Raw genomic sequence first — 22,864 nt, forward strand, 5'->3', positions numbered from 1 at the left:
GGTCGGCTCCCTCGCCCGAATAGCCATCCGGAATGAAATAGTTGAGCTCCTGGGTGCGGCCCGGCGTATTCGACGTGCGCGCGAGCTTCTGGCCAAAGATCGCATTGATTAGTGACGACTTGCCGACATTGGATCGCCCAGCGAAAGCGATTTCGAGCGGTCCTTCGGGCGGCAGGAACCTCATTGACGGAACACCGCGAATGAAAACCCATCCTTGCGCGAAGAGCATCCTGCCCTTCTCGATTATCCCATTCGTCATGTCCTCGGGTTCAGTCACGTCTTTTTCCGTTCGTTGTTTATGCGGCACGTCTGCAATCAAGGTTTATCTTGGCCTTGTCAACCGGCACAAACAAAGCCCCCCGGACAGTGCCGGGGGCTGGATGGGGCGTGAAACGGGCGGCTACTCGGCTGGTTTTGGTTTCTTCTTGAACATACCGGCGAGGTTGTCCCACAGCTCCACCTTTACACCCTGGCGCTTCATGATGATGCCTTGCTGGATGATCGAGAGCGTGTTGTTCCATGCCCAGTAGATCACGAGACCGGCCGGGAAGCTCGACAGCATGAACGTAAAGATCAGCGGCATCCAGTTGAAGATCATCTGCTGGGTCGGGTCCGGCGGCGTCGGGTTCATGCGCATCTGCAGGAACATCGTCACGCCCATGATCAATGGCCAGACGCCGATCATCAGGAACGCCGGGACTGTCCAAGGCACCAGGCCGAAGAGATTGAAGACCGACGTCGGATCGGGTGCGGCAAGGTCCTGAATCCAGCCAAAGAAGGGCGCATGGCGCATTTCAATGGTGACATAGAGAACTTTGTAGAGCGCGAAGAAGACGGGGATCTGGATCAGAATCGGCCAGCAGCCGGCGATCGGGTTGATCTTTTCTGTCTTGTAGAGCTCCATCAGGGCCTGCTGCTGCTTGACCTTGTCATCGGCGTATTTCTCGCGGATTTCGGTCATCTTCGGCTGCACCAGCTTCATGCGGGCCATTGAAGCATAGGACTTGTTGGCCAGCGGGAAGAACAGACCTTTTAGGATCACCGTCACCAGAAGGATGGCAACGCCGAAGTTGCCGATCGCCTTGTAGAGTGTATCGATCAGATAGAACATCGGCTTGGTGATGAAATAGAACCAGCCCCAATCGATCAGGAGATCGAACTGGCGAATGCTCCGTTCCTTTTCATAGGCATTGATGGTCCCAACTTCCTTGGCGCCGGCAAAGAGCAGGTTCTCGATCGTCGCGGACTGACCTGGTTCGATCGTCGTCGGATCGGAAAGGTAGTCGCTCTGATAGCGCGGGCGTCCGTCGTCGAAATAGGACATGCGTGCCTGGAATGGCTTCGCTGCTGAAGGAACCAGCGTCGCTGCCCAATATTTGTCGGTGATGCCGATCCAGCCGCCGGTCGTTGCCTTCGGCGGGGAGACTTCCCTTGCCTTCTCGATGGCAGCGAACTTGTATTCGATCAGGCCCTCATCGCCAATCACGCCGATCGGCCCCTCGTGCAGCACATATGTGCTCGCATGGAGTGGCTTCGAGAAGCGTGTGACGCGGCCATAGGAGGCGAGCGAGACGGGCGTGGCGGTGCTGTTGGTCACCGTGTCCTTGACAGTGAACATGTACCGGTCGTCGACGTTGAAGGTGCGCTTGAACGTCAGGCCCTTCTCATTGGTGAAGGAGAGAGTAACCGGATTCGACGGCGTCAGCGTGCCGTTGCCCTCGACGGTCCAAACGGTAGCCGGTCCTGGAACCGTGCCGGTCAACTCGTTACCGGTGAAGCCGATCTCGGCAAACTGCCCATCCGCCATCTGCGCGGGGCTAAGGAGCTGGATGCTCGGCGAGTTATCGTCAACGGTCTCGTGGTATTTCTTCAACTGCAGGTCATCGAGCCGCGCGCCGGTCAGGCTTATCGAGCCGCTGAGGCTCGGCGTATCGATCTTCACGCGGGAGGTCTGGCCGAGGGCCGCATCGCGCGTCAGGCTGCCAGCCTGTGCTCCATCCTGCGATTGCCCGGGGATATTGGCGCCAGGCGTTGCGGGCGTCGATGACGGCAGGTTTGCTGCCGTGCCGGTTGCCGGCGTTCCGGCCGGCGTGCTCGCCTGACCGTCAACGCGCGTCTGTCCTTGTCGCGTAGCCTCAATCTGGGCCTGTTCGCGCTGCGCTTCGATCTTGGGGTTCATGTAGAACACCTGCCAAAGCGTCAGGATCACAATGGACAAGGCAATGGTGATGAAGAAGTTACGATTGGTTTCCATTGTAGTCCTTGGGTCGGGTCGGGTGCGCCATCAAGGCTTCGTCGAACGCCGGGTCTGTGTTTTCTTGGAAACCCGTTTCGAGAGTTCCCGGGTCAGTGCCGCGAACGGCGCGTCAAGCGCGTCACGGCGAGCAACGATCACATAATCAGTTCCCGCAGCCATGTCATCAGCAACATTGACGCGCACGGCTTCTTTAAGCCGGCGCTTGATGCGATTGCGGGTGACGGCGTTGCCGTTCTTCTTGGTAACCGTGAAACCGACGCGCGGCGGACCAGCCCGGTCCTCGCGCTCCTTGACTTCAAGAAGGAAGTAGGCGCCGCGGCGCTTTTCTCCGTTCCGAACAGTCAAAAACTCCGCTCTCTTGCGAAGGCGGAGTGGTTTTTGCTCATTCATCGTGTAGTGCCAACTTTGGCAACCGCACCAAGTCGCGCGGTGTGCCTTTATGCCGACAACCGCTTGCGACCGCGGGCGCGGCGCGCTGCAATTACCTTGCGGCCGCCAGCCGTAGCCATGCGGGCGCGAAACCCGTGACGACGTGCGCGGACAAGCTTGGATGGCTGATAAGTACGCTTCATTTGTTAAATACCGCGGTGTGCGGCCCTTCTTGTGGTCTGTTCTTTGACAGGAGCATATCAGGACCGCCAATAGCGTATAAAAATACGCCGCCGGGGCGGTCAACCCGGACGTGCGCGGCTTATAGAGGCCCGATACCGATAAGTCAATTCGTTGGCGTGATTCAAAATAGGCAAAAACGGCCAAGTGAATTATTGTGCTAATTCTTCAGGCGACTTACATCGCCTGACGACGGAGATCAAATGACTGCAACCGAGCAAACGCCAGCGGAGACAAGTGTGACGCGGCACGCGGGACGACGTTTGCCCATCTTCAAGCGCCTTTCGGGCAAGCTCCTGCTCCTTACCTTGCTCTTTGGCCTCGTGGCCGAAGTGATGATATTCGTGCCAACCATGGCCGACATGCGCATTCGCTGGCTCTCGGACCGCCTCAACACTGTTGCCGCTGCGAGCGTTGTTCTTGCTGCAAACGACAGTGAAGATATTCCCCGCACGGTCCAGGACGACGTACTGCTTGCAACCGGCACGAAAGCGATAGCACTTCGCGAGAAGGGAGCGTCCCGGCTGCTCGCTGTATCCGAAATGCCTTCCAAGGTCGATCGCCACGTCGACATAACGGTGACCGATCCGGTCACGGTGATCCGCGACGCGTTCGACACGGTAATCAACGGCGGCAACCGCGTCATCCGCGTCTATGGCCCGATCGGCGATACCGGCAAGGTCATTGAACTCCTGACCTCCGACGAGCCGCTGCGCAATGCGATGCTGCGCTATGCTGGCAACGTGGCGCTCATCTCGCTGTTCATCTCGGCAATTACCGCCGGCCTCGTCTTCCTTGCCATCAGCCGGCTGCTTATCCGCCCCATCCAGCGCATGAGCGACAACATGCTCGCCTTTGCGCGTTCTCCCGACGATCCGCAGAAGGTCATCAAGCCTGAGAACCGTGAGGACGAACTGGGCATCGCCCAGCGCGAACTCGCCGACATGCAGCGTCAATTGCAGCGTACGCTTTCGGAGCAAAAGCATCTCGCCGATCTCGGTCTTGCCGTCTCCAAGATCAACCACGACATGCGTAACATACTGGCGTCGGCGCAGCTCATGTCCGACCACCTTGCCAGTACGAGCGATCCGGCGATCCAGCGCCTCGTTCCAAAGCTCGTGCGCACGATTGACCGCGCAATCAATTATTCGCAGACCGTTCTGGCCTATGGGGGAACGCAGGAGCCGCCGCCGCAGCGCCGGCGCGTGAAGCTGCGCACGCTCGTCAACGATGTCGAGGAGATGCTCAGTATCGATGCCAAATCCGGCATTGAATTCAAAAACCTCGTGCCTGAGTCGTTTGAGTTTGATGCCGATCCCGACCAGTTTTTTCGAATCATCCTCAACCTTAGCCGCAATTCGGTGCAGGCGATGACCGGGGACACGCGAACTGATGCCGCCATCATCAAGCGACTGACGATAACGGCGGGCCAGATCGGCACGACGTCGATCATCGGCGTGGAAGATACGGGGCCGGGCTTGCCTGCCAAAGCCCGCGAGAATCTGTTCCGGGCGTTCAGGGGGTCGGCCCGCTCCGGGGGTACTGGACTGGGTCTTGCAATCGTACATGAGTTGGTACGGGCACATGGGGGAACAATTGAGTTGCGTGATAATGAAGGCGCGGGAACGAGTTTCGAGATTCGCATTCCCGATCAGCCGATTTCGCTGGCCGAATGGCGTTCGCGTCGGGATTCAATCTCCTGATATGATGCGTGCGCATGGCTGATTTCATTCCAACCTATTGGCCGCACATATTTTTTGTGTTGTCGGTCCTGCTCGGCGTGCCGGCGGCGATCCATGCAACGATGACTAAGGAAGAGGTGCGGGCCGCCATAGGGTGGGTCGGCGTCATCATCCTATCGCCGGTCATTGGCGCCCTCATTTATGCCGTAGCCGGCATCAATCGCATCCGGCGCTCCACCATTTCGTCGCAGCGCGAATTCCTGCGCGAAATCGGCCAGGATCATCTCGTGCGCTTCCACGCACGCGACCAGGACGTCCTTGCGCATTTCGAAAAGCGCCTGGCCGCGATGAAGACGCTTGGCGATCGGGTAAGCCGCTGCCGGCTGACCACCGCCAACGATATCGTCATGCTACAGGGCGGGGACGACGCCTATCACGCCATGCTTGGAGAAATTCAGGCGGCGCAGCGCAGTATCCTTGTCGAGACCTATATATTCGACCGGGACAAAATCGGCCTACGCCTGGCGGACGCGCTTATCGCCGCCAAAAAGCGCGGAGTGCAGGTAAGGGTACTCATCGACGCCGTCGGGGCGCGATACTCGATCCCGACCATCGTAGGCTATCTTGCGAAGCACGGCGTGAAAGTCGACGTTTTCAACGGCAACATCATCATTGGCCTGCGCCTACCCTATGCGAACCTTCGGACCCACAGGAAGATATTGGTCGTTGACGGCAGGGTGGCGTTCACCGGCGGCATGAATATCCGTGCCGGCTTCTCCCGAGAGATTGTCGGCGAGGACAATGCACGCGATACGCACTTCCGCCTCACCGGCCCGATCGTGACCGATCTTTTCCATGTGGCGGCGGAAGACTGGCGTTTCACCACGAACGAACATCTTACCGGCGATGCGTGGATCATTGCGCCCCCGGACAGGCGGCCGGGTGAGCCGGTTTTCATACGCGCGGTTCCTTCCGGTCCCGATCGCAGTGTCGAAGCAAACCACCGCATGCTGATGGGCGCCTTCTCTGTCGCCCAGAGGCATATACGGGTCATGTCGCCCTATTTCCTTCCTGACCGCGAGCTGATCAGCGCGCTCGTTACCGCCGCCCGGCGCGGCGTCGAGGTCGACATCGTCGTTCCTTCTGTCAACAATCTCAAGCTGGTCGACCGGGCCATGACGGCGCAGTTCGACCAGATATTGAAGAGCCATTGTCGTATCTGGCGGGCCAGCGGCAACTTCAACCATTCGAAACTTCTCGCTGTCGATGGCGCCTGGTCCTACGTTGGATCGTCGAATCTCGATCCGCGTTCGCTGCGGCTGAATTTCGAGGTCGATCTTGAAGTGATGGATACGGCATTTGCCACAAAGGTCGAGGCGCTCGTCGATGCGGCCATTGCGTCAGCCAAACCGGTCCTACTGCAGAATCTTCGGGCGCGCTCATTCTGGGCGAGGCTGATCGACCGGATTATCTGGCTAGGTTCGCCCTATTTGTGATTACGCCCGTCTCGGCGAGAGCCGCCTTGAGGTCGATATGCGCCTTGATCGGCAGGTGATCGGACGCGACGCGGGCAAGGGGCGTATCGTGCACTTCGATGGCTGTGACGAGGCTGTGCGGATGACCCAGAACGCGGTCAAGCGCAAGGACGGGGAAACGCGAAGGGAAGCTTGGAACGGCATTTCGTGCCGGATCGAATATCGGCTTCAGGAAATGAAGTGAAGATCCCTTCCCCACGCGCCATTCATTGAGGTCGCCGAGCAGCAGGGTCGGGCGCGACGGATCGGCATGCACCGCATCGAGGATTGCTTCTGTCTGCTGCTGGCGCGAATGCTTCAACAATCCAAGATGGGCGGCAATGATGCGCAGCGGTCCCGCCTGCAGGTCGATATCGGCCACCAGCGCCCCGCGCGGTTCAAGCCCCGGCAGGACCAGTTGCTGCACGCGCTGAACGATGCCGGCGCGAAACAATAGAAGATTGCCATGCCAGCCATGGCCCTTGGGATAGAGTGACGCAACCGGGACAGGAATGAGCTTGTTTTCCCGCTCCAGACGCGCCAGATCCAGAAGTCCGCTGCGCTCGCCAAAGCGCTTATCGGCCTCCTGGATAGCAACGACATCCGCGCCAATCTCGCCAATAACATGGGCAATGCGGTCCGGATCGAACTTCTTGTCGATGCCGACACATTTGTGAACATTATAAGAAGCAATGAGCAGATCGCTGCGCACGACCTTGGTTGCGCCAGTGTGGCGCTTGTTGCGATTCCTGACCGCTGCGAGAATGCTGGCGGAGACGCTTGGTCTGAATGGCCGCGTCGGCTTCTTGCTATCCATGCGCTAGAAATATGTCGGTACGCTCCAGATGGCAATTCTATTTAGCTGAGAAGGCTCTAAAACCTGCTTCCCACAAAGTGCGCCAACTGTGCGCCGACCTCGTAATAGCCTTCGCGAACCGAGCGGAAGCCCTGCTCCTTTGGCTGGCTAACGGGCAATGGCAGGTCCGCGTCGGCGACCTTGCCAGCAATATGCTCTGCCATGATACGGCCGAATACCGTGCCGGGGGCAATGCCGCGGCCATTATAACCGCTGAAGCTGATGATCTTGGGCGCGAGCGTGTGGAAGCGCGGGAGGCTGTCGCTGGTCATGCCGATCTGGCCGTACCAGCCAGCTTCAAACCTCACATCCTTTATCTGCGGGAAAATCTTGCGGATGGACCGGGCCGCCCAGGCTTTGTGAACCGCCATGCCGGTGCCGCGCAGCGCGCCGACGCTGCCGAAAACGAGCCGCCCGGCCTTGTCCATGCGGAAGGAGCTGAGGATTTCCTTCGTATCCCAGCCACCCTGCCGCTCTGGAAGCACCGTCCTTCTTACCTCATCCGGCAAAGGTGCCGTGGCGAAATTGAAATAGGGAAGATGCAGGAGTTCCGCCCGCAATTGCGGCCAGGGTGAGGTCGTGTAAGCGTTGGTTGCAACGATGACCCATTCGGCCGAGACAGTGCCGGATGGCGTGCGCACGAGCCAGCGGTCACCACTGCGCTCGGTCGCGGTGACAGGTGTAGCACCGTAAATGGCTGCACCTCTTGAAAGCGCCGCGCGTGCAAGCCCGCGGACATAACCAAGCGGCTGGATCGTGCCGGCGCGATTGTCGAGAAGAGACGCCGCATAGGCCGTCGAGCCAACCTTCGCCGCAGTTTCCTTGGCGCCCAGCAGCCGAACTGCCGCGCCGCGCGCCAGCCATTGCTCCGCACGCTGCTCGAGCTGTCTCACGCCGTCATCGCCAACAGCGCAGTGCAACGTACCATTCCGCTCGAGTTCACAATCGATTTCAAATCGATCAACTAGGTTGAACACCGATTGTGGTGCGTTGCCCAGCAATTCCAGCAATCTCTCGCCATGGACTTGCCCGAGAACGCCCGGCAGATCATCGGGCATTACCCACATGCCGGCGTTGACCAGGCCGACATTGCGGCCGGAGCCGCCAAAGCCGATCTCCACCGCATCGACAACCGCGACTTTCGTATCGACATCCGCAAGATGCAGCGCCGCCGAAAGCCCGGTAAAGCCCGCGCCGATGATGGCAACGTCGACCGAAATATCTCCGCGCAGCTGCTCCGTCTTCGGCGCCGGCGGGGCAGTCTTTTCCCACAGTCCGTGGGAACGTTCATCATTGAGCATGGGATCACCGTGAAGAGTCGGCCGAGAGCTTGCGGCACACTTACCTATGCTGGTTATAAATCGCAATTGCGCAACCGGAAGTGAAATTCTTTGAAGACATGATGCGGCTAGCGAATGACCGACGGCTGCCGTTCCGTTACCTGATCGGCGATCCAGGCAACGAAGCTCTGCATCAGCGGATTTTCCTTCTTGTGATCGGGTACGACTAGATAATAGCTGTTCTCGGTCTGCAGCGGCTGATCGAACAGGACGATCAGCCGGCCCGAAGCGAGCTCCTGCTCGATCAGATAGCGCGGCAGGAGCGCGAAGCCGAGCCCCGCAAGCGCAGCCTCTATGACCATGGAAAAATGTTCGAAACGGTGGCCCTTATAGGGACTGGCGACGCTCACCTGCGCCGCCTCGAACCAGGAAGCCCAGGATTTGGGCCGGGTGGAAATGTGAAGAAGCGGCGCATCGGCGAGTTCTGATGCATTGGCGATCAGATTTGCGGCGCGCAGTTCCGGGCTGCCGACCGGCACTATAAGCTCGCTGCACAGATATGTGCACGTGGCGTGCGCCCACACAGGCTGGCCGTAGTGAATCGCGAGATCGAACGGCTCCTCCTCGAAATCGAAGGGACGCGAGCGCGAGGCGACGCTCAGCGCCATTTCCGGGTGCCGCCGTACGAAGTCCGGAAGCCTTGGCATCAGCCAGCGACTGCCGAATGTCGGCAGCGTGGCAATGCTCAACGATGACGCTGATTGCGAGGCCGCCATGGCGCGCAGCATCGTCTCCTCGGTAAGGCCGAGCAAATGCCTCACTTCCGGCAGGAATTTCTGCCCGGCTTCGGAGAGTACGACGCGCTGGCGAACGCGTTCGAAGAGGAGCACGCCGATCTGGCCTTCAAGCTCGCTCATCTGGCGGCTCACCGCGCTCTGGGTGAGCGAGAGTTCCTTCGCCGCTTGCGTGAAGCTGCCATGGCGCGCGGCACATTCGAACGTCTGCAGTATGTCGATATCCGGGATTAATCGTCGGCTTAACTTCATTCCAATCTCGCATCAACCCAGTTTGAATCTTCGCAATCCGCGGGCGCATCACCACTCTATAATCCATAACATGCATGAACGGAAAGAAATTGCCGTCTCAACGAATAACGGAACCAACTTCATGAATTCAGACACGGTTACCTCAACGGACGTGATCCGCGCATCGTTCTCGACTGCGATGTCGGCCATGTACAGGACCGAAGTTCCTGCCTATGGGACGCTTATGTCGCTGGTCGCGCAAGTCAATGCCGACACGCTTGCTGCTTCGCCGAAACTGCGCCACCGCCTCGAACAGACCGATACGCTCGACCGCATTTCGGAAGAGCGGCACGGCGCGATCCGCGTTGGGACCGCCGCCGAGCTCTCCATGCTTTGCCGGGCCTTTGCCGTGATGGGCATGTATCCGGTCGGCTACTATGATCTCAGCGCGGCTCGCGTGCCGGTACATTCGACTGCGTTTCGACCGGTCGGAGACGAAGCGCTGAAAATCAATCCGTTCCGCGTATTCACCTCGCTGCTGCGCCTCGATCTTATCGAAGACGCTGAATTGCGCGAGGAAGCGCGCAGGACCCTCGAGACACGTCAGATATTCACGGCCAAGGCGATTTTCCTCATTGAAAAGGCCGAGGCCAATGGTGGCCTCGAAGCGGAAGAAGCCGCGCTCTTCGTCAAGGAGATCATTGAGACCTTTCGCTGGCACGACCAGGCCAGCGTCAGCAGCGACCTTTATCGCCGCCTGCATGATGCGCATCGCCTGATCGCCGATGTCGTCTCGTTCAAGGGGCCCCATATCAACCATCTGACGCCGCGCACGCTCGACATCGATGCCGTGCAGAAGCTGATGCCGGCGCACGGCATCGCGCCGAAGGCGGTCATCGAAGGTCCGCCAACGCGTGCCTGCCCTATCCTGTTGCGGCAGACCTCGTTCAAGGCGCTCGAGGAAGCCGTGTCGTTCCGCGATGCCCAAGGCAAATGGGAGGAGGGTTCGCACACGGCCCGCTTTGGCGAAATCGAGCAGCGCGGCATAGCCCTCACTCCCAAGGGCCGGGCGCTCTACGACCGGCTCCTTACAGAGGCACGCAAGGTCGTGCGCCCTGCTCCCGATGGTTCGAATGCCGCGGCCTATATCGCAGCGCTGAGTGAGGCCTTCGTGGCCTTTCCGGATGATTGGAACACCATACGCCAGCAAGGCCTGGGCTACTTCCGCTATACGCCCGTCGAAGGTTTCCCGCGTGCAGCGCTCTCGACGCGTGAAATGGCAAGCATTGAAACGCTTGTTGCAATGGGCGCAGTCATATTCGACCCGATCGTCTACGAAGATTTTCTCCCAGTCAGCGCCGCCGGAATTTTCCAGTCCAACCTCGGCGACAACGGCGCGCAGAAATTTGCAGCAAGCCCGAGCCAGCAGGAGTTCGAAGCGCATCTCGGCATGCCGGTGCTCGATGAGTTCGCGCATTATGAAGGCCTTGAAAAGGCATCAATCGTCCGCTGCCGCCGCTATCTTCAGCCGGTCGCACTCGCCGATTGAGAGAACTTTATAAAACTTGGGGTCAAGACCTGCTAATGTGACTGAGCCTCGAAACCGGCTGGTAAAAGCCTGTCACGCATCCAATAGCTCTGCCAATCGGCAGCCAGACAAGAATTAAGGGAAGCACGATGACCATTGCTCAAGAAGTAAAGACACTCCTTTCCAAGCTAGGCGTTGCGGAGGCTGCCTATACGGGCGGCGCGATGCCCTCGTTCAGCCCTGTCACGGGAGAAAAGATCGCCGACGTCGCCGTTCACTCTGCCGACGAGACCGCGAAGATCATCGACAAGGCCGACACTGCGTTCCGCGAGTGGCGGCTCGTTCCCGCGCCGAAGCGCGGCGAACTCGTTCGCCTGTTCGGCGAGGAGTTGCGCGCCCTGAAGAATGAACTGGGCCGCCTTGTTTCCATCGAAGCCGGGAAGATCCCGTCGGAGGGCCTCGGCGAAGTCCAGGAAATGATCGATATCTGCGATTTCGCCGTTGGCCTGTCGCGCCAACTCTATGGCCTCACCATCGCAACCGAACGCCCCGGCCACCGCATGATGGAGACCTGGCACCCACTCGGCGTCGTCGGCGTCATCTCGGCATTCAATTTCCCCGTCGCCGTCTGGTCGTGGAACACGGCCCTGGCGCTCGTTTGCGGCAATGCCGTCGTCTGGAAGCCGTCCGAGAAGACGCCGCTCACGGCCCTTGCCTGCCAGGCAATCTTCGAGCGCGCCGCGGCTCGCTTCGGTGACGTTCCGGCCGGCCTTTCGCAGACGCTGATGGGCGACCGCACGATCGGCGAGTCCCTCGTTGACAACAAAAAGGTAGCGCTCGTTTCGGCCACCGGCTCGACCCGCATGGGCCGCGAGGTTGGCCCGCGTCTCGCCAAGCGCTTTGCCCGTTCGATCCTCGAACTCGGCGGCAACAATGCCGGCATCGTCTGCCCATCAGCCGATCTCGACATGGCGCTGCGCGCCATCGCCTTCGGCGCCATGGGCACTGCCGGGCAGCGCTGCACGACCCTTCGCCGCCTCTTCGTGCATGAGAGCGTCTATGACACGCTGGTGCCGCGCCTGAAGAAAGCCTATGAGAGCGTCAGCGTCGGCAACCCGCTGGAAACATCGGCGCTTGTCGGCCCGCTAATTGACAAGGGCGCCTACGACAACATGCAGAACGCGCTCAGTGAAGCCCGCGACCATGGCGGCAAGGTCACCGGTGGCGGCCGCGTCGATACTGCCCATGCCAACGCCTATTATGTGCACCCGGCGCTCGTCGAGATGCCGAAGCAGGATGGCCCAGTGCTGGAGGAAACCTTTGCGCCGATCCTTTACGTCATGAAATACACGGACTTCGACGCGGCGATCGCCGACCACAATGCGGTCGGCGCCGGCCTCTCGTCCTCGATCTTCACGCTTAACCTCCAGGAGGCGGAACGCTTCCTCAGCGCCGACGGTTCGGATTGCGGCATTGCCAATGTCAATATCGGGACCTCAGGGGCCGAGATCGGCGGCGCGTTCGGCGGCGAAAAGGAAACCGGCGGCGGCCGCGAATCCGGCTCCGACGCATGGAAGGCCTATATGCGCCGGGCAACCAATACCGTGAATTATTCGACCGCCCTGCCGCTCGCCCAGGGCGTGTCCTTCGACATCGAATAAGTTCAAAGCACAACACGCCGTTCCCGGTCCTGTAACCGGGGACGGCACCTGCAGCGAAGAGCCTATCCGATTATTCGACGATGGTCGTCGGGGCGTCGAGTTTGGCGTGCTCGGCCGCGATCTTGGCTTGCCGCGCTGCGACTATTTCCTGATTGCTTGGCTTGAAGCGCCCCTGAACGTCGAGAAATGTCGAATAGAGCAGACCTGCGAGAAGGAGTACGGCAACGCCGTAATCGCATATCTTTACCAGAAACGATCGCGCGTCTCTATTTTCATCGTCGTAGTAGTCTCGAGTTCTTTTCATGGCCCCAGTGCCTTATTTTTATACCCGCGGCCCCATTTTACGCCTTGCCATCACATCGGACAATTAATCAGTTAGGGGGGCATCGGTGGTGCCCGAGGTATCCCGTCGACTACTATTTGGATTTGGGGAAGGGTTAGGTTTCTAATACTACGAAGCGGCATCGCGGCCAGTTGGTCCATGGTGTGAGTGGACCTACATTTGGAACAATCCGGGCCTGTTGCTGGCGGAACATCGAGGAAAGTTGGGCCTGTCCTACATATAGTGCAAAAGGATTGAACATCCTGGCCCTCACCAAGGGTTTATCGTTTCGCCATCTTGCGCCGGCTTGTCGGCCAAGCCTATAACGGCCGATGCAAACTGCTCCCTTGAAAAAAAGCTCCGCAACAAGCCCTGACGCACGTCCGTGGCTCAAGATTCTTGGCCAGTATCGCAGGCCGCATCGGGGACGCAGTGCTTTTGAACTCGCCGTCACGGTGGTCCCGTTTGCGGTTTTTTGGACGCTGTCGTGGCTGGCGGTCCACTATGGGTTCTGGTGGGGTCTCGTTCTCATCATACCCGCTGCCGGCTTTTTACTGAGATTGTTCATGATCCAGCACGATTGCGGGCACGGGTCATTCTTTGCGCATCGGCGCACAGATGACTGGACGGGTCGTGTGATCGGTGTGCTGACGCTGACACCCTATGATTATTGGCGGCGCAGCCACGCCATTCATCACGCTTCGGCGGGCAACCTGGATGAACGCGGTATTGGCGATATTACGACGCTGACGGTCGCCGAGTATCGCGCGATGTCTCGCTGGGGCAGGCTCGGTTATCGCCTCTATCGTCATCCGGCGATCATGTTCGGCGTCGGTCCCATCTGGGTGTTTTTCTTCAAGCAAAGACTGCCCTTCGGAATGATGAAATCTGGCGCTGAGCCTTGGATCTCAACCATGGCCACGAATCTCGGTATTGCCGTTGTCACGATATCCTTGATGTGGTTGATCGGTGTCGGCCCATTCCTGCTTATTCACCTGCCCATCGTAACCCTCGCGGGCGCTGCGGGCATCTGGCTTTTCTATGTTCAGCACCAGTTCGAAGAAACGCATTGGTCATCAGCGACGGAGTGGCAATTTCACGAGGCCGCATTGCATGGATCGTCCTATTATATTCTTCCTGGCTTCCTCAGTTGGATCACCGGCAATATCGGCATCCACCATGTGCACCATCTGTCCAGCAAGGTTCCGTGTTACCGGTTGCCCCAAGTGCTTAGAGACTATCCGGAACTGAGCGATATCGGCCGCATCACCATCATGGAAAGCCTGCGTTGCGTGAAGCTCGTGCTTTGGGACGAAAATCGTCGAAAGCTCGTTTCGTTTCGCGAGGCGCGCGCGCTGGCGTCCCCGATCTGATCGGTCAAGCCGTGAGCTTCAGAGCCTTCGAAATCTCGTCAAGAGTCGATCGTTCGGCGTCACTCACCTGCACGCCCCCAAAACCCAGGAAACCACCCTCGCTGGCAGCATTCGCCACACGCTCGCTTATGCTGCGAAGCCAAGCCTTGTACGCGGCAGCATCATCTGGTGCTTTCGCGTCAACGAGCGCAGCGGTTTGGCCAAGTGTCTCCAGGATAGTGCTCTTCATCTCGGCGGCCTGCTTGCCCGCGAGCTTGCCCTTGATCAAACCGCGCGCCGCTGTGCGTCCCTCGGAGGTTTCGAAGTCCGATACCACCGACTTGATCAAGGCGTTCGAATTGGGATCCGTTTTGGCCGCGACCAGTGCGCTGCCACTCGCCAGCCCCTCTTTGGTCATGCCGATCAGGCCGCTTGGATCGGCGAGCGTGATGGCCATTCCCGCCAGCATGACGCTGCCGAGTACCTCACTCCATTCCTCTGTGGTGAAATCTGTCTTGGTTGCCATGGGAAGTCTCCCTTTTCAGTCAACACAGCCCCAACGCGCGAGGCCGGCCAAGCAGCTCGGAAATATCATTGCGCCATGCGATGTGGGAATCAACGCAAAATTCGCCATTGAGACCTTCCAGAGACACATGGCGCATGTCCCAGAAACTACCAATCCCTTCGCGCGTTTATCGATTGGTTTGGACCAGACCAATTTGTAACATTCTTGCCGCGTATGTAGTTCCATGCCAGTCCCTAGAGCGTTGTAGTCAGCGCGATTAAGCGCTGGTTTGATTACGGGCGATCTAGGTCCCAGGACGACCCCTCCAATTCATTCCCCAAAATTTAATGGATTTCGCAAGCTGTCCTTTATGGCTCGCGTTCTATTCTGGGTTGCAAAGGAGGGGAAGCATGCGTGATCGCCCGAGATTGGTCATAAACAACCAGGCCAAGAACAAACGGCCGTCGCCGTGGTGGGAAAGGTTGGACGCCGGATGCCGTGGTGTTGACTGGGCTTCGTCGCTTAGCTGAGCAATAGGAACCATGACAATGGTGACCATCATATGCGACGGCTGCCGCTTAAGATTGGACATCGTGGCTGTAAATGGCTGGCATTCTCGCGCTATAGCCAACGCCAGAGCAGCCGGCTGGACCTGTGACGACTGGGATATGCTCGTCCGAAATGACCACTGCCCCGACTGCACGCAAAAGCTATCCGAGGAGTCGAGATCAGGCCGTCAGGTTCCGTAACCAAAACTGGTTGCTCTCTGTGTTGATGATATTCATGCCCACATCCTGGCAAAAGCGCGGAAGACGGGCGTCCCTGTCGACGGCAGCATTTGGATTAGGATCGTCGCCGGCACGCATCAGGCGCACCCGACAGGATTCGAACGTGTGACCCCTGCCTTGGGATATCGCACCATCTCAAAAATTCGCCATTGAAGCCTAGGCCCGCATCGGCTAGAAACGCTTCGCGCATGCAAGGCCAACGCCTTGTATCGGCACCCGTAGCTCAGCTGGATAGAGTGCTGCCCTCCGAAGGCAGAGGTCACAGGTTCGAATCCTGTCGGGTGCGCCAACAATCGTCGACAGATCTCATTGTGATCGCCGCCGGCCGTGGCCGACCAGCTGATGGCGTCCTCATTATTCTTCCCAGAAGCGCTTGGCGATCTCTTCCTCGACCTGCCAACTCGTCAGGCCGATATCGTCGATCAAGTGCGGATTGTCCTTCGCCATTTGCGCAAGCGCCCAGCGAAAGCGGGCCCGCTCGCTCCAGGTCGCGATAATGCTCTGCGGGGTCGGGAGGCTGTAGCGCCGAAGCAACGCTTCCCTTAGTCCCATGGGCGCTCCCGGTCGCGCCGCCTGATGCGGGACCGGCGCAAAGGTGCGAGTATCGTTCATAACAACCTCCATATGGTTTGAGGATCCTGGGGGTCCTCGACCTGAAAGAGCGGGAATTGTGCAGGTTGCGACCAGCGGCGTAATTAAACCTTCCCAAATAGTTCTCAAAACTTCCAAACGCAGCTATATCCCGTCTGCGGTGGGATCGCCTGACCTGGCGGCCTGAGCTTTGTGCAGACCGCAACATCGCCTTCACCTAGTTTCAGCCGGCCAAAGACATCGACGGCAGCGGACCTCTTGTCATCGGACGGCTGTTGCTCAACGTTGTCGGCATCCGACATCGTCCAGCAAACTCAAATGAACGATTGACGACGTATCTGACTGCCGGCTCGTTGCGGGATTGTTGATCAGGCCGCTCTAAAAGCGGTTATTGGCGAAGCCTGTTTCTAAACTCTGCCAAATAGTTCTCAAGAACTTCCAAACCGACTATAGATGCAACGTATGCAGGGATCGCGTTTTGCTTTTGGTCCGTTCGTGCTTGATCCGGGTGCGGGAACGCTCCTTCGGGACGATGACCCCGTTGCCGTTGGCTACCGCGGGCTAAAATTGCTTGCGGCACTCGTCGGTCGCCCCGGCGAAATCCTGGGCAAGGCCGAGTTGATGGACGCGGCGTGGCCGGGCACCGCCGTCGAGGAAGGCAACCTCACCGTCCAGATTGCGCAGTTGCGCAAGCTGCTTGGTGCGGCGGCAGACGGCGGTGAATGGATCTCCACGGTTCCACGCGTCGGCTACCGCTTCACGGGCGCCATCGAACAGTTCGGTGGCGCGAAACGAAAACCTTTGCCGCTGCCCGGCAAACCATCTATTGCCGTGCTGCCCTTCTTGAATATCAGCAACGATCCCGAGCAGGAATCCTTCGTGGATGGGTTGGCCGAAGACCTGACCACCGACCTTTCCAGGATCTCCGGCCTGTTCGTCATCGCACGCAATTCGGCCTTTGCCTACAAAGGCAAAGCCACCAACGTGCGCGAGATCGCGCAGGACCTTGGTGTGCGCTACCTATTGGAGGGGAGTGCAAGACACGCCGCCGGACGCGTGCGCATCAACGCCCAACTGGTCGATGCGGTGAGTGGCGAGCATCTATGGGCGGAGCGCTTCGATCGCAGCCTGGAAGATATCTTCGCCGTTCAGGACGAGGTCACCGGCAAGATCGTGGAGGCGTTGCTCGGCCGGCTGCGCGCGCCGCCGCCGCGCAATCGCCCCAAAAATCTCGAGGCTTACGATCTCTGCGTGCGGGCCCGAAAGCTGATCGATGATTCGCCGCAGACGGCGCGGGAAGCGCATCTGATGCTCTCGCGCGCGGTTTCCCTCGATCCGGAATACGCCGAAGCCTATCGCTGGCTTGCCATGAACCACTGGATGGGATGGGTGCATTGGGGTGAACCAATCGAACCGACCCGGAGCGTCGCGTTGGAACTCGCGCGCAAAGCTGTCGCGATCGATCCCAACGATGCTGGCTGCCACTGGGTCCTGGCGAACCTGCTTGCCTACGAGCGCAGCTTCGCCGAGGCGGATGCGGAATTTGCCAAGGCAATCGAGCTCGACCCGAACGAGGCGGATACCTGGGCGACATTATCCGACATCGCGGTCTTGGCCGGACGGGTCGAGGAGGGCCTTGAGCACATTCGCAAGGCGTTCCGGCTAAACCCGTTTCCGGCGAGTTGGTACTATCTGACGCTCGGCCAGGCGCAATATGCGGCGGGCGAATATGAAGCTGCTGTCGAGACACTGCGCAGGGACGAGACTTATCGTACCAGCTCGCGCCGCTTCCTAGCGGCAAGCCTTGCCCAACTGGGCCGGCTCGACGAGGCGCGTGCAGAGGTCGAACTGTTCCTCGTCAGCAACCCGCATTTTACAACTCGCCACTGGGCCACGACGGAGCCATTCCGCGACGCCGCGACGCGTGAGCATTTCGTTGATGGCTACCTCAAGGCTGGTCTTCCGGAGTGAGGCGCCGGCCCGATTTCTCAAACTGCCATTCGATCCGAAGGCTGCCGGTCGCGCGACCTACTCCTCAAAGCGACCCTTGGCCTCACGATCGCGCTCGTATCGTCTCATGAGCGGAAATGGCGGCAACCAGGACTCGCGACGAACGGTCCAGAGTTCATAGGTTGGCATCAACTGGTCAGGAGCATCCAGCGACCCGAGGTGCACTTCGATTTCATCGTCAGTGCGTGCGAAAACGGACGAGCCGCAGCGGGGACAGAAAAACCGCCCGGCATAGTCGCGGGTTTTTCCAGTGATCGTCACAGCATCCTCAGGGAATATTGCGGCAGCATAGAAAAGTGCCCCATGATGCTTGCGGCAGTCGAGGCAGTGACAAAGGCCAACCCGGTATGGGGGTCCCGACGCCACAATTTTGACGTTGCCGCACAGGCAACCGCCGGTAAATCGATCCATGCCGCGTGTCCTCCAAAAATCAAGCGGACGGAATGGTTACAACGAACAGCACTGCCATTGCAATTGCCCGCTGCGGGCGGGACCCGTCGTTCATCCGTAGCGTGCAATTGTCGTCATCGCTTCCAGGCCCACGGCTTGTCTCCAGTTAGGCTAGGCGAACAAAACATGTAAAAACAAATACATAAAAGTGCCCTTCCATTTCGTGCGGCGCGCATACTCGATGATACTGGTGGTCAATATGTCGAGCTTGAGCGAGCACGCAGCGGCCTTACCGCCAATCGATAGGCCGCTGCGTGCTATCCCGCTCAGAATTTAAAGGAGAGGTCCGCCTTAAATCCGTTGTCATGCGCCTTGCTGCCAAACTGTCCAGCATAGGACACACCGAATGTCGCACTGTCGGTAATCTTGAAATCAAGGCCGGCCTCAACCGCAAGCGCGTCCTGATCGATGGGCACGCCCGATATCGTGAACGCATCGCTGCCGGTGAAGGCGAGGCTGGATTGCGGTGTCACATCATCGAATGCGTGGCGCCAGCCCAGCATGCCGCGCGCCGTCGCCGACATGCTGCCCATTGTGAAATCGGTGGATGCCCGCAGACCCAGCGTGCTGAAGGTTGTATCCGTTGTTTCGCTCGATGCCGATAGCGCCGCGGCGCCGCCTGATTCGGAGAATGAATCGCTTCTGAAATTGACATAGGCGAGATTGGCGAAGGGCTCAAACGCAGCTCGGCTGGTATCGATGCGGTAGCCGAACTCCCCGAAGACCTGTGCGGTCCCTGCATCATAATCCGCACTCAAATCATTGGAGAAGCCCGGGAACACGACAGAGCGATCCGTTTCGATATTGCTCCAGGTATAGGCAGCGCCGGCACGAAAACCGAGGTTGCCCCATTGCGACCCGCCATAGATGCCAAGGTGGTAATTGTCGCTGTCTCCCGACGATGAACGGTCATCGACATCAAACGACGTGCGGCTATATCCGGCCAGCACACCGAGACGCCAATTGTCCCCGACAAGTGCATCAGCACCGATCACAAAGCCGCCAGTGGTACGGTCCAGCGATGCTGCATTGCCATTACTATCGGTTGTGCCCCAATTGCCGAATCCTGTTCCCCACACGCCGAATTTGTCGGTCGTCGCTGGGGCGAGTTCCGGTCCACCTTCGCCATAAGCCATTAGTGGGAGGGCAGCCGTGGCTACGCCGCCAAAGGAACTGCGGACCCGGTTGATCGCTGCATCGCGGATGAAACGGCTGTCCTCGATCAGCGCTGTCGCCGTCGAAGAGTAGATCTCGCCGGACAGCGAAGCGAAAGCTTCGCGTGCCGTAGCCGCATCAAGTATGAGAAGGCTGTTGTAGAGTGCAAGTGAACTTCCGCTCTGAACCAACGTATCGAGAGCGCCTGCCGTGGCGAACTGATTGGGTGTCTGGGCGGCCGTAACGAACACAGCCGGCGCGCCGGGCGGAGGGGGTGGACCGGGCGGAGGGGGTGGACCGGGCGGAGGGGGCGGGCTGGGTGCGACAGCGATGCTCAAATCAACCGCATTGGCCGAATTGAGGATCGTCGCGTCCAGGAATGCGGAGTTGCTCAACACGTTCGGATCGAAAGCGCCGCTGACACCGCCCTGCGCCGTGAGGATGCGGTAGACCTGGCCATTCTGGTAGCTCGTCTGCGGATCGAGTGCCGTGACAGAGACCGAACCACCCTGCAAGGTTGCAACACCGGAAGCGGCAATCAGGTCCGATGCACCCGACCCGGCAAGTTCGACACTGTAGATCGAACCGGCCCCAAGGGTGATGTCGCCGGCGACATTCAGCGTGCCGATCGAATTGCCCGGCGCAATGGTAGCACCGGATGCTATACTTGTGGTGCCGACCGTGCCGATACCGCCGAGTGTAGCACCGTTCATCACATCGACAGCACCGATGGAGCCATTGACGGCGAGTGTGCCTTGATTGACCGTCGTTCCGCCTGTGTAGGTATTGATACCGGAAAGCGTCAGGGTACCTGTGCCGGTCTTGGTCAGCGATGCGCCAGTGCCACCGCTGTCTCCGCCATCCTGGATAGCGCCGGAGAATGTGGTCGACAGATTGTTGGAGCCGACGGTAAAATCAATATCACCGAGGCTGAATATGCCGCTGCCTTCGATGGAGCCGGCCGTGTTTGTGGCCGCGGTGCTGCGCGAAAAATCGACGAAACCGGTACCAATCGTTATCAGGCGCGCATTGTCGCCAGTGCTGGTGTCTTCGAAAAACGTGCCGCCGCCATTGTCGTTGGTAATCGTGGCGCTGCCCGCGCGACTGCTATCCACAAATTCGGTCCGTCCATCGCTGATATTGGTGATCGAAGCGTTGCCAGCGGTGCTGGACATATTGAATGTCGTCGTCGAACTCTGATTGTTCGGCACGTCGATGCCGCTATTGGTTATGGCGGCGTTTCCCGCAGACGTGCCTGCGTCGGCGAACTCGATCTGGCTGCCGCCGGTATTCATGATCGTGGCTGAACCCGCCGTGCTGCTCCCGAGGAAGCGAACGATACCTGTCTCCGAATCGATATTGATTCGGGCATTGCCACCAGTCGCATTCTGCGAAAATACGATGGTTGCGGTCCCGGTCAGGGTGGCATTGGCGCCAGTGCTGTTATCCTCAAAGCGAACATCGCCACCCGGAAGCGAGAAAGTGGCATTTCCGGCCGTGCTGGTATCCCTGAACAACGTGACACTTGGCTGCGGGAAGGCGCTAATATCGTTGGTAATCGTGGCATTGCCGGCGGTGCTGTTGTTCATGAAAGTGGTGCCGCCGCCCTGACTGTTTCTGATGGTGGCATTGCCCGCCGTTCCACCGCGAAATATTGTGTTGCCTGTCTGGTTGTTGGTGATCGACAACGATTGCGCATCGAACCCATTGGTCAACTGCAGCACGGCAAAGGCGCCACCCCCCGGAGTGCCGACAACCACTGGACCCGTCCCTAGTCTACCAGTTCCTCGCGCTTCAACTGTGCCAGAAAATACGTTCGTACCGCCGCTATAGGTATTGGTGCTCAGGAGAAAGAGCGTAGCGGTGCCATTCTGCGTTACGCCGCCAACGCCCGTAATATTTGCGGATATCCCCGTGCCGCCCGCCGAATTATTCATCAACCCAGCGGGCGTGAGGAAGTTCACGGTGCCGTTTATCATATCGTAGGTGGTGGTGCCGTTGACTACCCAGCTGTCGACCGAGTATGTGCCCCCAAGATTTACTATTGGCTGGGCTGCACCGGTATTATCAAACGTGGCGGTCTGTCCAGCGCCCGGCACAGTATTAGTCGACCAGTTTGCCCCGATACCATAATCCGGTCCCGCTCCATTCCAAGTCTGCGCCTTTGCTTCGCCGAAATTCGAGAGGGAGATCGTGGCCGTCATGCCTAGAACAGAGACCACGGTCAGCGCAGTCGATGCACGGAGAGCTTTGCTTGAAGTCATGCCGATATCTATCCCACCTTATCCCCGCGAAGCCGCCAAGATCCCCTCCGCCGCATTGAATCTAGAAAATGCATAAAAGTCGTTCGAGTCAAAGCTCTCTTATAAGTCTAAAGGTTTAGTTTCCGAATACAATCAGGGCGAGCATTCATGTTTGGGGACAGGTGTTGCGGAATAGATACTTAACGGCGGCTGGTCCCAACCTACTGGGCCCCGTACGAGTTGCGGAATATGTCGAACGCAACCTTAGGGTGATCGGGACCCTCACGATGCGCTTCATGGGCGCTGTTTCACATGCGTTCTTTATCCCAATTCTCCCAACCATCTCGGCACGCTGGAGCACACCCCGGATCAGATCACATTGACTCCCCGATTGGCCGACGCCGCCAGACAGCTGATTTTTCGCTGGTGGGTGGCGATCCGAAATGATTTAAACGTGGACGAGGATGGCAGAGGGGGAAATCGGCAGATGATCTTCGACCGGATTACGCGCATAGCCTTCGGTGTTGCCAGCGCGTTCCTGATGCTTCTGGCATTTGGACTGATCGCCTATGCAGGCTATGAGGTCGTGCGCTCCTTCGTGATCTACGACAGAGACATTGGAGCCACACTGCTCGAAGCCGTCGGCTATACAGTCATTGCCATCGCCGTCTTCGATGTCGGGAAATATCTGCTCGAAGAGGAAGCCATTCGCGCCCGTGAGATGCGTCAGGCCGCCGAGGCGCGCCGCAGTTTGACGAAATTCATTTCGACGATCGCCATCGCTGTTTTCCTCGAAGGTCTGGTTGCCGTGTTCGAAGCCGGCAAGGAGGATCTGCGGATGATGATCTATCCGACGCTGCTTCTTTTCACTGGCGTTACTCTTGTCATTGGCCTCGGAATCTACCAGCGGTTGAGCGCCATGGTGGAGAAAGAGACCAACGATCCTGAGGTTTCGAGGAAGCCGGCGCGCGCCGCCCCTGCCCGGCGCACAGCCTGAACCCAAGCACGCGAATTTCCATTCGCCAGCAGGGCTAGC

At 59.0% G+C, this 22,864-nt stretch carries 19 protein-coding genes and 1 tRNA gene; 8 read left to right on the plus strand and 12 right to left on the minus strand.

Translation table 11 applies throughout. The features are described 5' to 3' along the window. The 4 genes from AAAB35_RS03585 to rpmH all read right to left on the minus strand — a co-directional run. On the minus strand, positions 1-259 hold a 259-nt coding region (locus tag AAAB35_RS03585; RefSeq protein WP_340666935.1), incomplete at its 3' end, for a GTPase. Positions 260-400: 141 nt separating this feature from the next. After that, positions 401-2,254: a membrane protein insertase YidC gene (yidC, locus tag AAAB35_RS03590; RefSeq protein ID WP_340666857.1), complete on the minus strand. Its 1,854-nt coding sequence runs from the start codon at positions 2,252-2,254 to the stop codon at positions 401-403. A 30-nt stretch (positions 2,255-2,284) separates the two neighbouring features. Beyond that, positions 2,285-2,647 carry a ribonuclease P protein component gene (gene rnpA / locus AAAB35_RS03595; RefSeq protein ID WP_340666858.1) on the minus strand — a complete coding sequence of 121 codons (363 nt, stop codon included), beginning with the start codon at positions 2,645-2,647 and terminating at the stop codon, positions 2,285-2,287. 47 nt (positions 2,648-2,694) lie between these two features. Continuing rightward, the gene (rpmH, locus tag AAAB35_RS03600) at positions 2,695-2,829 is read right to left on the minus strand and encodes a 50S ribosomal protein L34 (protein ID WP_040853797.1); all 135 of its coding nucleotides are present in this window, start codon (positions 2,827-2,829) and stop codon (positions 2,695-2,697) included. Positions 2,830-3,069: 240 nt separating this feature from the next. Here rpmH and AAAB35_RS03605 point away from each other — a divergent pair, with 240 nt between their 5' ends. After that, on the plus strand, positions 3,070-4,569 hold the full coding sequence (locus AAAB35_RS03605) for a HAMP domain-containing sensor histidine kinase (protein WP_340666859.1): 1,500 nt from the start codon (positions 3,070-3,072) through the stop codon (positions 4,567-4,569). A 14-nt stretch (positions 4,570-4,583) separates the two neighbouring features. Further along, positions 4,584-6,044 (plus strand): phospholipase D-like domain-containing protein, encoded by a 1,461-nt coding sequence (locus tag AAAB35_RS03610; RefSeq protein WP_340666860.1) that lies wholly within the window; start codon positions 4,584-4,586, stop codon positions 6,042-6,044. Here AAAB35_RS03610 and AAAB35_RS03615 read toward each other — a convergent pair. The 3 genes from AAAB35_RS03615 to AAAB35_RS03625 form a co-directional block, all read right to left on the minus strand. Continuing rightward, complete coding sequence (locus tag AAAB35_RS03615; protein ID WP_340666861.1) at positions 6,016-6,879, minus strand: endonuclease/exonuclease/phosphatase family protein; 864 nt, start codon at positions 6,877-6,879, stop codon at positions 6,016-6,018. The genes AAAB35_RS03610 and AAAB35_RS03615 overlap by 29 nt on opposite strands. 56 nt (positions 6,880-6,935) lie before the next feature. Next, positions 6,936-8,219, minus strand: coding sequence for an FAD-binding oxidoreductase (locus AAAB35_RS03620; protein ID WP_340666862.1), 1,284 nt, complete (start codon positions 8,217-8,219; stop codon positions 6,936-6,938). A 107-nt stretch (positions 8,220-8,326) separates the two neighbouring features. Beyond that, entirely contained in the window at positions 8,327-9,244 is a 918-nt protein-coding gene (locus AAAB35_RS03625; protein ID WP_340666863.1) for a LysR family transcriptional regulator, read from the minus strand. Between the two features lie 121 nt (positions 9,245-9,365). Here AAAB35_RS03625 and AAAB35_RS03630 point away from each other — a divergent pair, with 121 nt between their 5' ends. Together AAAB35_RS03630 and AAAB35_RS03635 are read left to right on the plus strand one after the other, a co-directional pair. Beyond that, entirely contained in the window at positions 9,366-10,772 is a 1,407-nt protein-coding gene (locus AAAB35_RS03630) for a VOC family protein (protein WP_340666864.1), read from the plus strand. A 128-nt stretch (positions 10,773-10,900) separates the two neighbouring features. Next, complete coding sequence (locus AAAB35_RS03635) at positions 10,901-12,412, plus strand: aldehyde dehydrogenase family protein (protein WP_340666865.1); 1,512 nt, start codon at positions 10,901-10,903, stop codon at positions 12,410-12,412. A gap of 70 nt (positions 12,413-12,482) precedes the next feature. Here the strand turns inward: AAAB35_RS03635 and AAAB35_RS03640 are convergent, their stop codons facing one another. Then, a complete protein-coding gene (locus AAAB35_RS03640) occupies positions 12,483-12,716 on the minus strand; it encodes a hypothetical protein (RefSeq protein ID WP_340666866.1) in 234 nt (77 codons plus the stop codon). A 350-nt stretch (positions 12,717-13,066) separates the two neighbouring features. Here AAAB35_RS03640 and AAAB35_RS03645 point away from each other — a divergent pair, with 350 nt between their 5' ends. Then, on the plus strand, positions 13,067-14,107 hold the full coding sequence (locus AAAB35_RS03645) for a fatty acid desaturase (protein ID WP_340666867.1): 1,041 nt from the start codon (positions 13,067-13,069) through the stop codon (positions 14,105-14,107). A gap of 4 nt (positions 14,108-14,111) precedes the next feature. Here AAAB35_RS03645 and AAAB35_RS03650 read toward each other — a convergent pair whose 3' ends face one another. Beyond that, positions 14,112-14,612 (minus strand): hypothetical protein, encoded by a 501-nt coding sequence (locus AAAB35_RS03650; protein WP_340666868.1) that lies wholly within the window; start codon positions 14,610-14,612, stop codon positions 14,112-14,114. A gap of 979 nt (positions 14,613-15,591) precedes the next feature. On the opposite strand from AAAB35_RS03650, the gene AAAB35_RS03655 reads away from it, so the two are divergent. Further along, positions 15,592-15,668 (plus strand) — tRNA-Arg (locus AAAB35_RS03655). Positions 15,669-15,733: 65 nt separating this feature from the next. On the opposite strand, the gene AAAB35_RS03660 is transcribed toward AAAB35_RS03655, so the two are convergent. Further along, on the minus strand, positions 15,734-15,931 hold the full coding sequence (locus AAAB35_RS03660) for a DUF1127 domain-containing protein (protein WP_340666936.1): 198 nt from the start codon (positions 15,929-15,931) through the stop codon (positions 15,734-15,736). 492 nt (positions 15,932-16,423) lie between these two features. Between AAAB35_RS03660 and AAAB35_RS03665 the strand changes: the two genes are divergently transcribed. Further along, positions 16,424-17,941, plus strand: coding sequence for a winged helix-turn-helix domain-containing tetratricopeptide repeat protein (locus AAAB35_RS03665; protein WP_340666869.1), 1,518 nt, complete (start codon positions 16,424-16,426; stop codon positions 17,939-17,941). 57 nt (positions 17,942-17,998) lie between these two features. Here AAAB35_RS03665 and AAAB35_RS03670 read toward each other — a convergent pair whose 3' ends face one another. Both AAAB35_RS03670 and AAAB35_RS03675 read right to left on the minus strand, forming a co-directional pair. Beyond that, entirely contained in the window at positions 17,999-18,391 is a 393-nt protein-coding gene (locus tag AAAB35_RS03670) for a GFA family protein (protein WP_340666870.1), read from the minus strand. 305 nt (positions 18,392-18,696) lie between these two features. Beyond that, positions 18,697-21,849, minus strand: a complete 3,153-nt coding sequence (locus AAAB35_RS03675) for an autotransporter domain-containing protein (protein ID WP_340666871.1) — start codon at positions 21,847-21,849, stop codon at positions 18,697-18,699. A gap of 466 nt (positions 21,850-22,315) precedes the next feature. Here AAAB35_RS03675 and AAAB35_RS03680 point away from each other — a divergent pair, with 466 nt between their 5' ends. Continuing rightward, positions 22,316-22,825 carry a GNAT family acetyltransferase gene (locus tag AAAB35_RS03680; RefSeq protein WP_340666872.1) on the plus strand — a complete coding sequence of 170 codons (510 nt, stop codon included), beginning with the start codon at positions 22,316-22,318 and terminating at the stop codon, positions 22,823-22,825. Positions 22,826-22,864 lie beyond the last annotated feature (39 nt).

The sequence above is a fragment of the Phyllobacterium sp. genome (assembly GCF_037994425.1).
In the GTDB taxonomy this organism is placed as follows: domain Bacteria; phylum Pseudomonadota; class Alphaproteobacteria; order Rhizobiales; family Rhizobiaceae; genus Phyllobacterium.

Excerpts from the sequence above, each read along its gene's own strand:
- AAAB35_RS03650 (WP_340666868.1), bottom strand. The coding sequence starts at position 14,612 with ATGGCAACCAAGACAGATTTCACCACAGAGGAATGGAGTGAGGTACTC.
- AAAB35_RS03630 (WP_340666864.1), top strand. The coding sequence starts at position 9,366 with ATGAATTCAGACACGGTTACCTCAACGGACGTGATCCGCGCATCGTTC.
- AAAB35_RS03660 (WP_340666936.1), bottom strand. The coding sequence starts at position 15,931 with ATGGGACTAAGGGAAGCGTTGCTTCGGCGCTACAGCCTCCCGACCCCG.
- AAAB35_RS03675 (WP_340666871.1), bottom strand. The coding sequence starts at position 21,849 with ATGACTTCAAGCAAAGCTCTCCGTGCATCGACTGCGCTGACCGTGGTC.
- rnpA (WP_340666858.1), bottom strand. The coding sequence starts at position 2,647 with ATGAATGAGCAAAAACCACTCCGCCTTCGCAAGAGAGCGGAGTTTTTG.
- AAAB35_RS03670 (WP_340666870.1), bottom strand. The coding sequence starts at position 18,391 with ATGGATCGATTTACCGGCGGTTGCCTGTGCGGCAACGTCAAAATTGTG.
- AAAB35_RS03645 (WP_340666867.1), top strand. The coding sequence starts at position 13,067 with ATGCAAACTGCTCCCTTGAAAAAAAGCTCCGCAACAAGCCCTGACGCA.
- AAAB35_RS03665 (WP_340666869.1), top strand. The coding sequence starts at position 16,424 with ATGCAACGTATGCAGGGATCGCGTTTTGCTTTTGGTCCGTTCGTGCTT.
- AAAB35_RS03635 (WP_340666865.1), top strand. The coding sequence starts at position 10,901 with ATGACCATTGCTCAAGAAGTAAAGACACTCCTTTCCAAGCTAGGCGTT.
- AAAB35_RS03615 (WP_340666861.1), bottom strand. The coding sequence starts at position 6,879 with ATGGATAGCAAGAAGCCGACGCGGCCATTCAGACCAAGCGTCTCCGCC.
- AAAB35_RS03680 (WP_340666872.1), top strand. The coding sequence starts at position 22,316 with ATGATCTTCGACCGGATTACGCGCATAGCCTTCGGTGTTGCCAGCGCG.
- AAAB35_RS03640 (WP_340666866.1), bottom strand. The coding sequence starts at position 12,716 with ATGAAAAGAACTCGAGACTACTACGACGATGAAAATAGAGACGCGCGA.
- AAAB35_RS03610 (WP_340666860.1), top strand. The coding sequence starts at position 4,584 with ATGGCTGATTTCATTCCAACCTATTGGCCGCACATATTTTTTGTGTTG.
- AAAB35_RS03625 (WP_340666863.1), bottom strand. The coding sequence starts at position 9,244 with ATGAAGTTAAGCCGACGATTAATCCCGGATATCGACATACTGCAGACG.
- AAAB35_RS03605 (WP_340666859.1), top strand. The coding sequence starts at position 3,070 with ATGACTGCAACCGAGCAAACGCCAGCGGAGACAAGTGTGACGCGGCAC.
- AAAB35_RS03620 (WP_340666862.1), bottom strand. The coding sequence starts at position 8,219 with ATGCTCAATGATGAACGTTCCCACGGACTGTGGGAAAAGACTGCCCCG.
- rpmH (WP_040853797.1), bottom strand. The coding sequence starts at position 2,829 with ATGAAGCGTACTTATCAGCCATCCAAGCTTGTCCGCGCACGTCGTCAC.
- yidC (WP_340666857.1), bottom strand. The coding sequence starts at position 2,254 with ATGGAAACCAATCGTAACTTCTTCATCACCATTGCCTTGTCCATTGTG.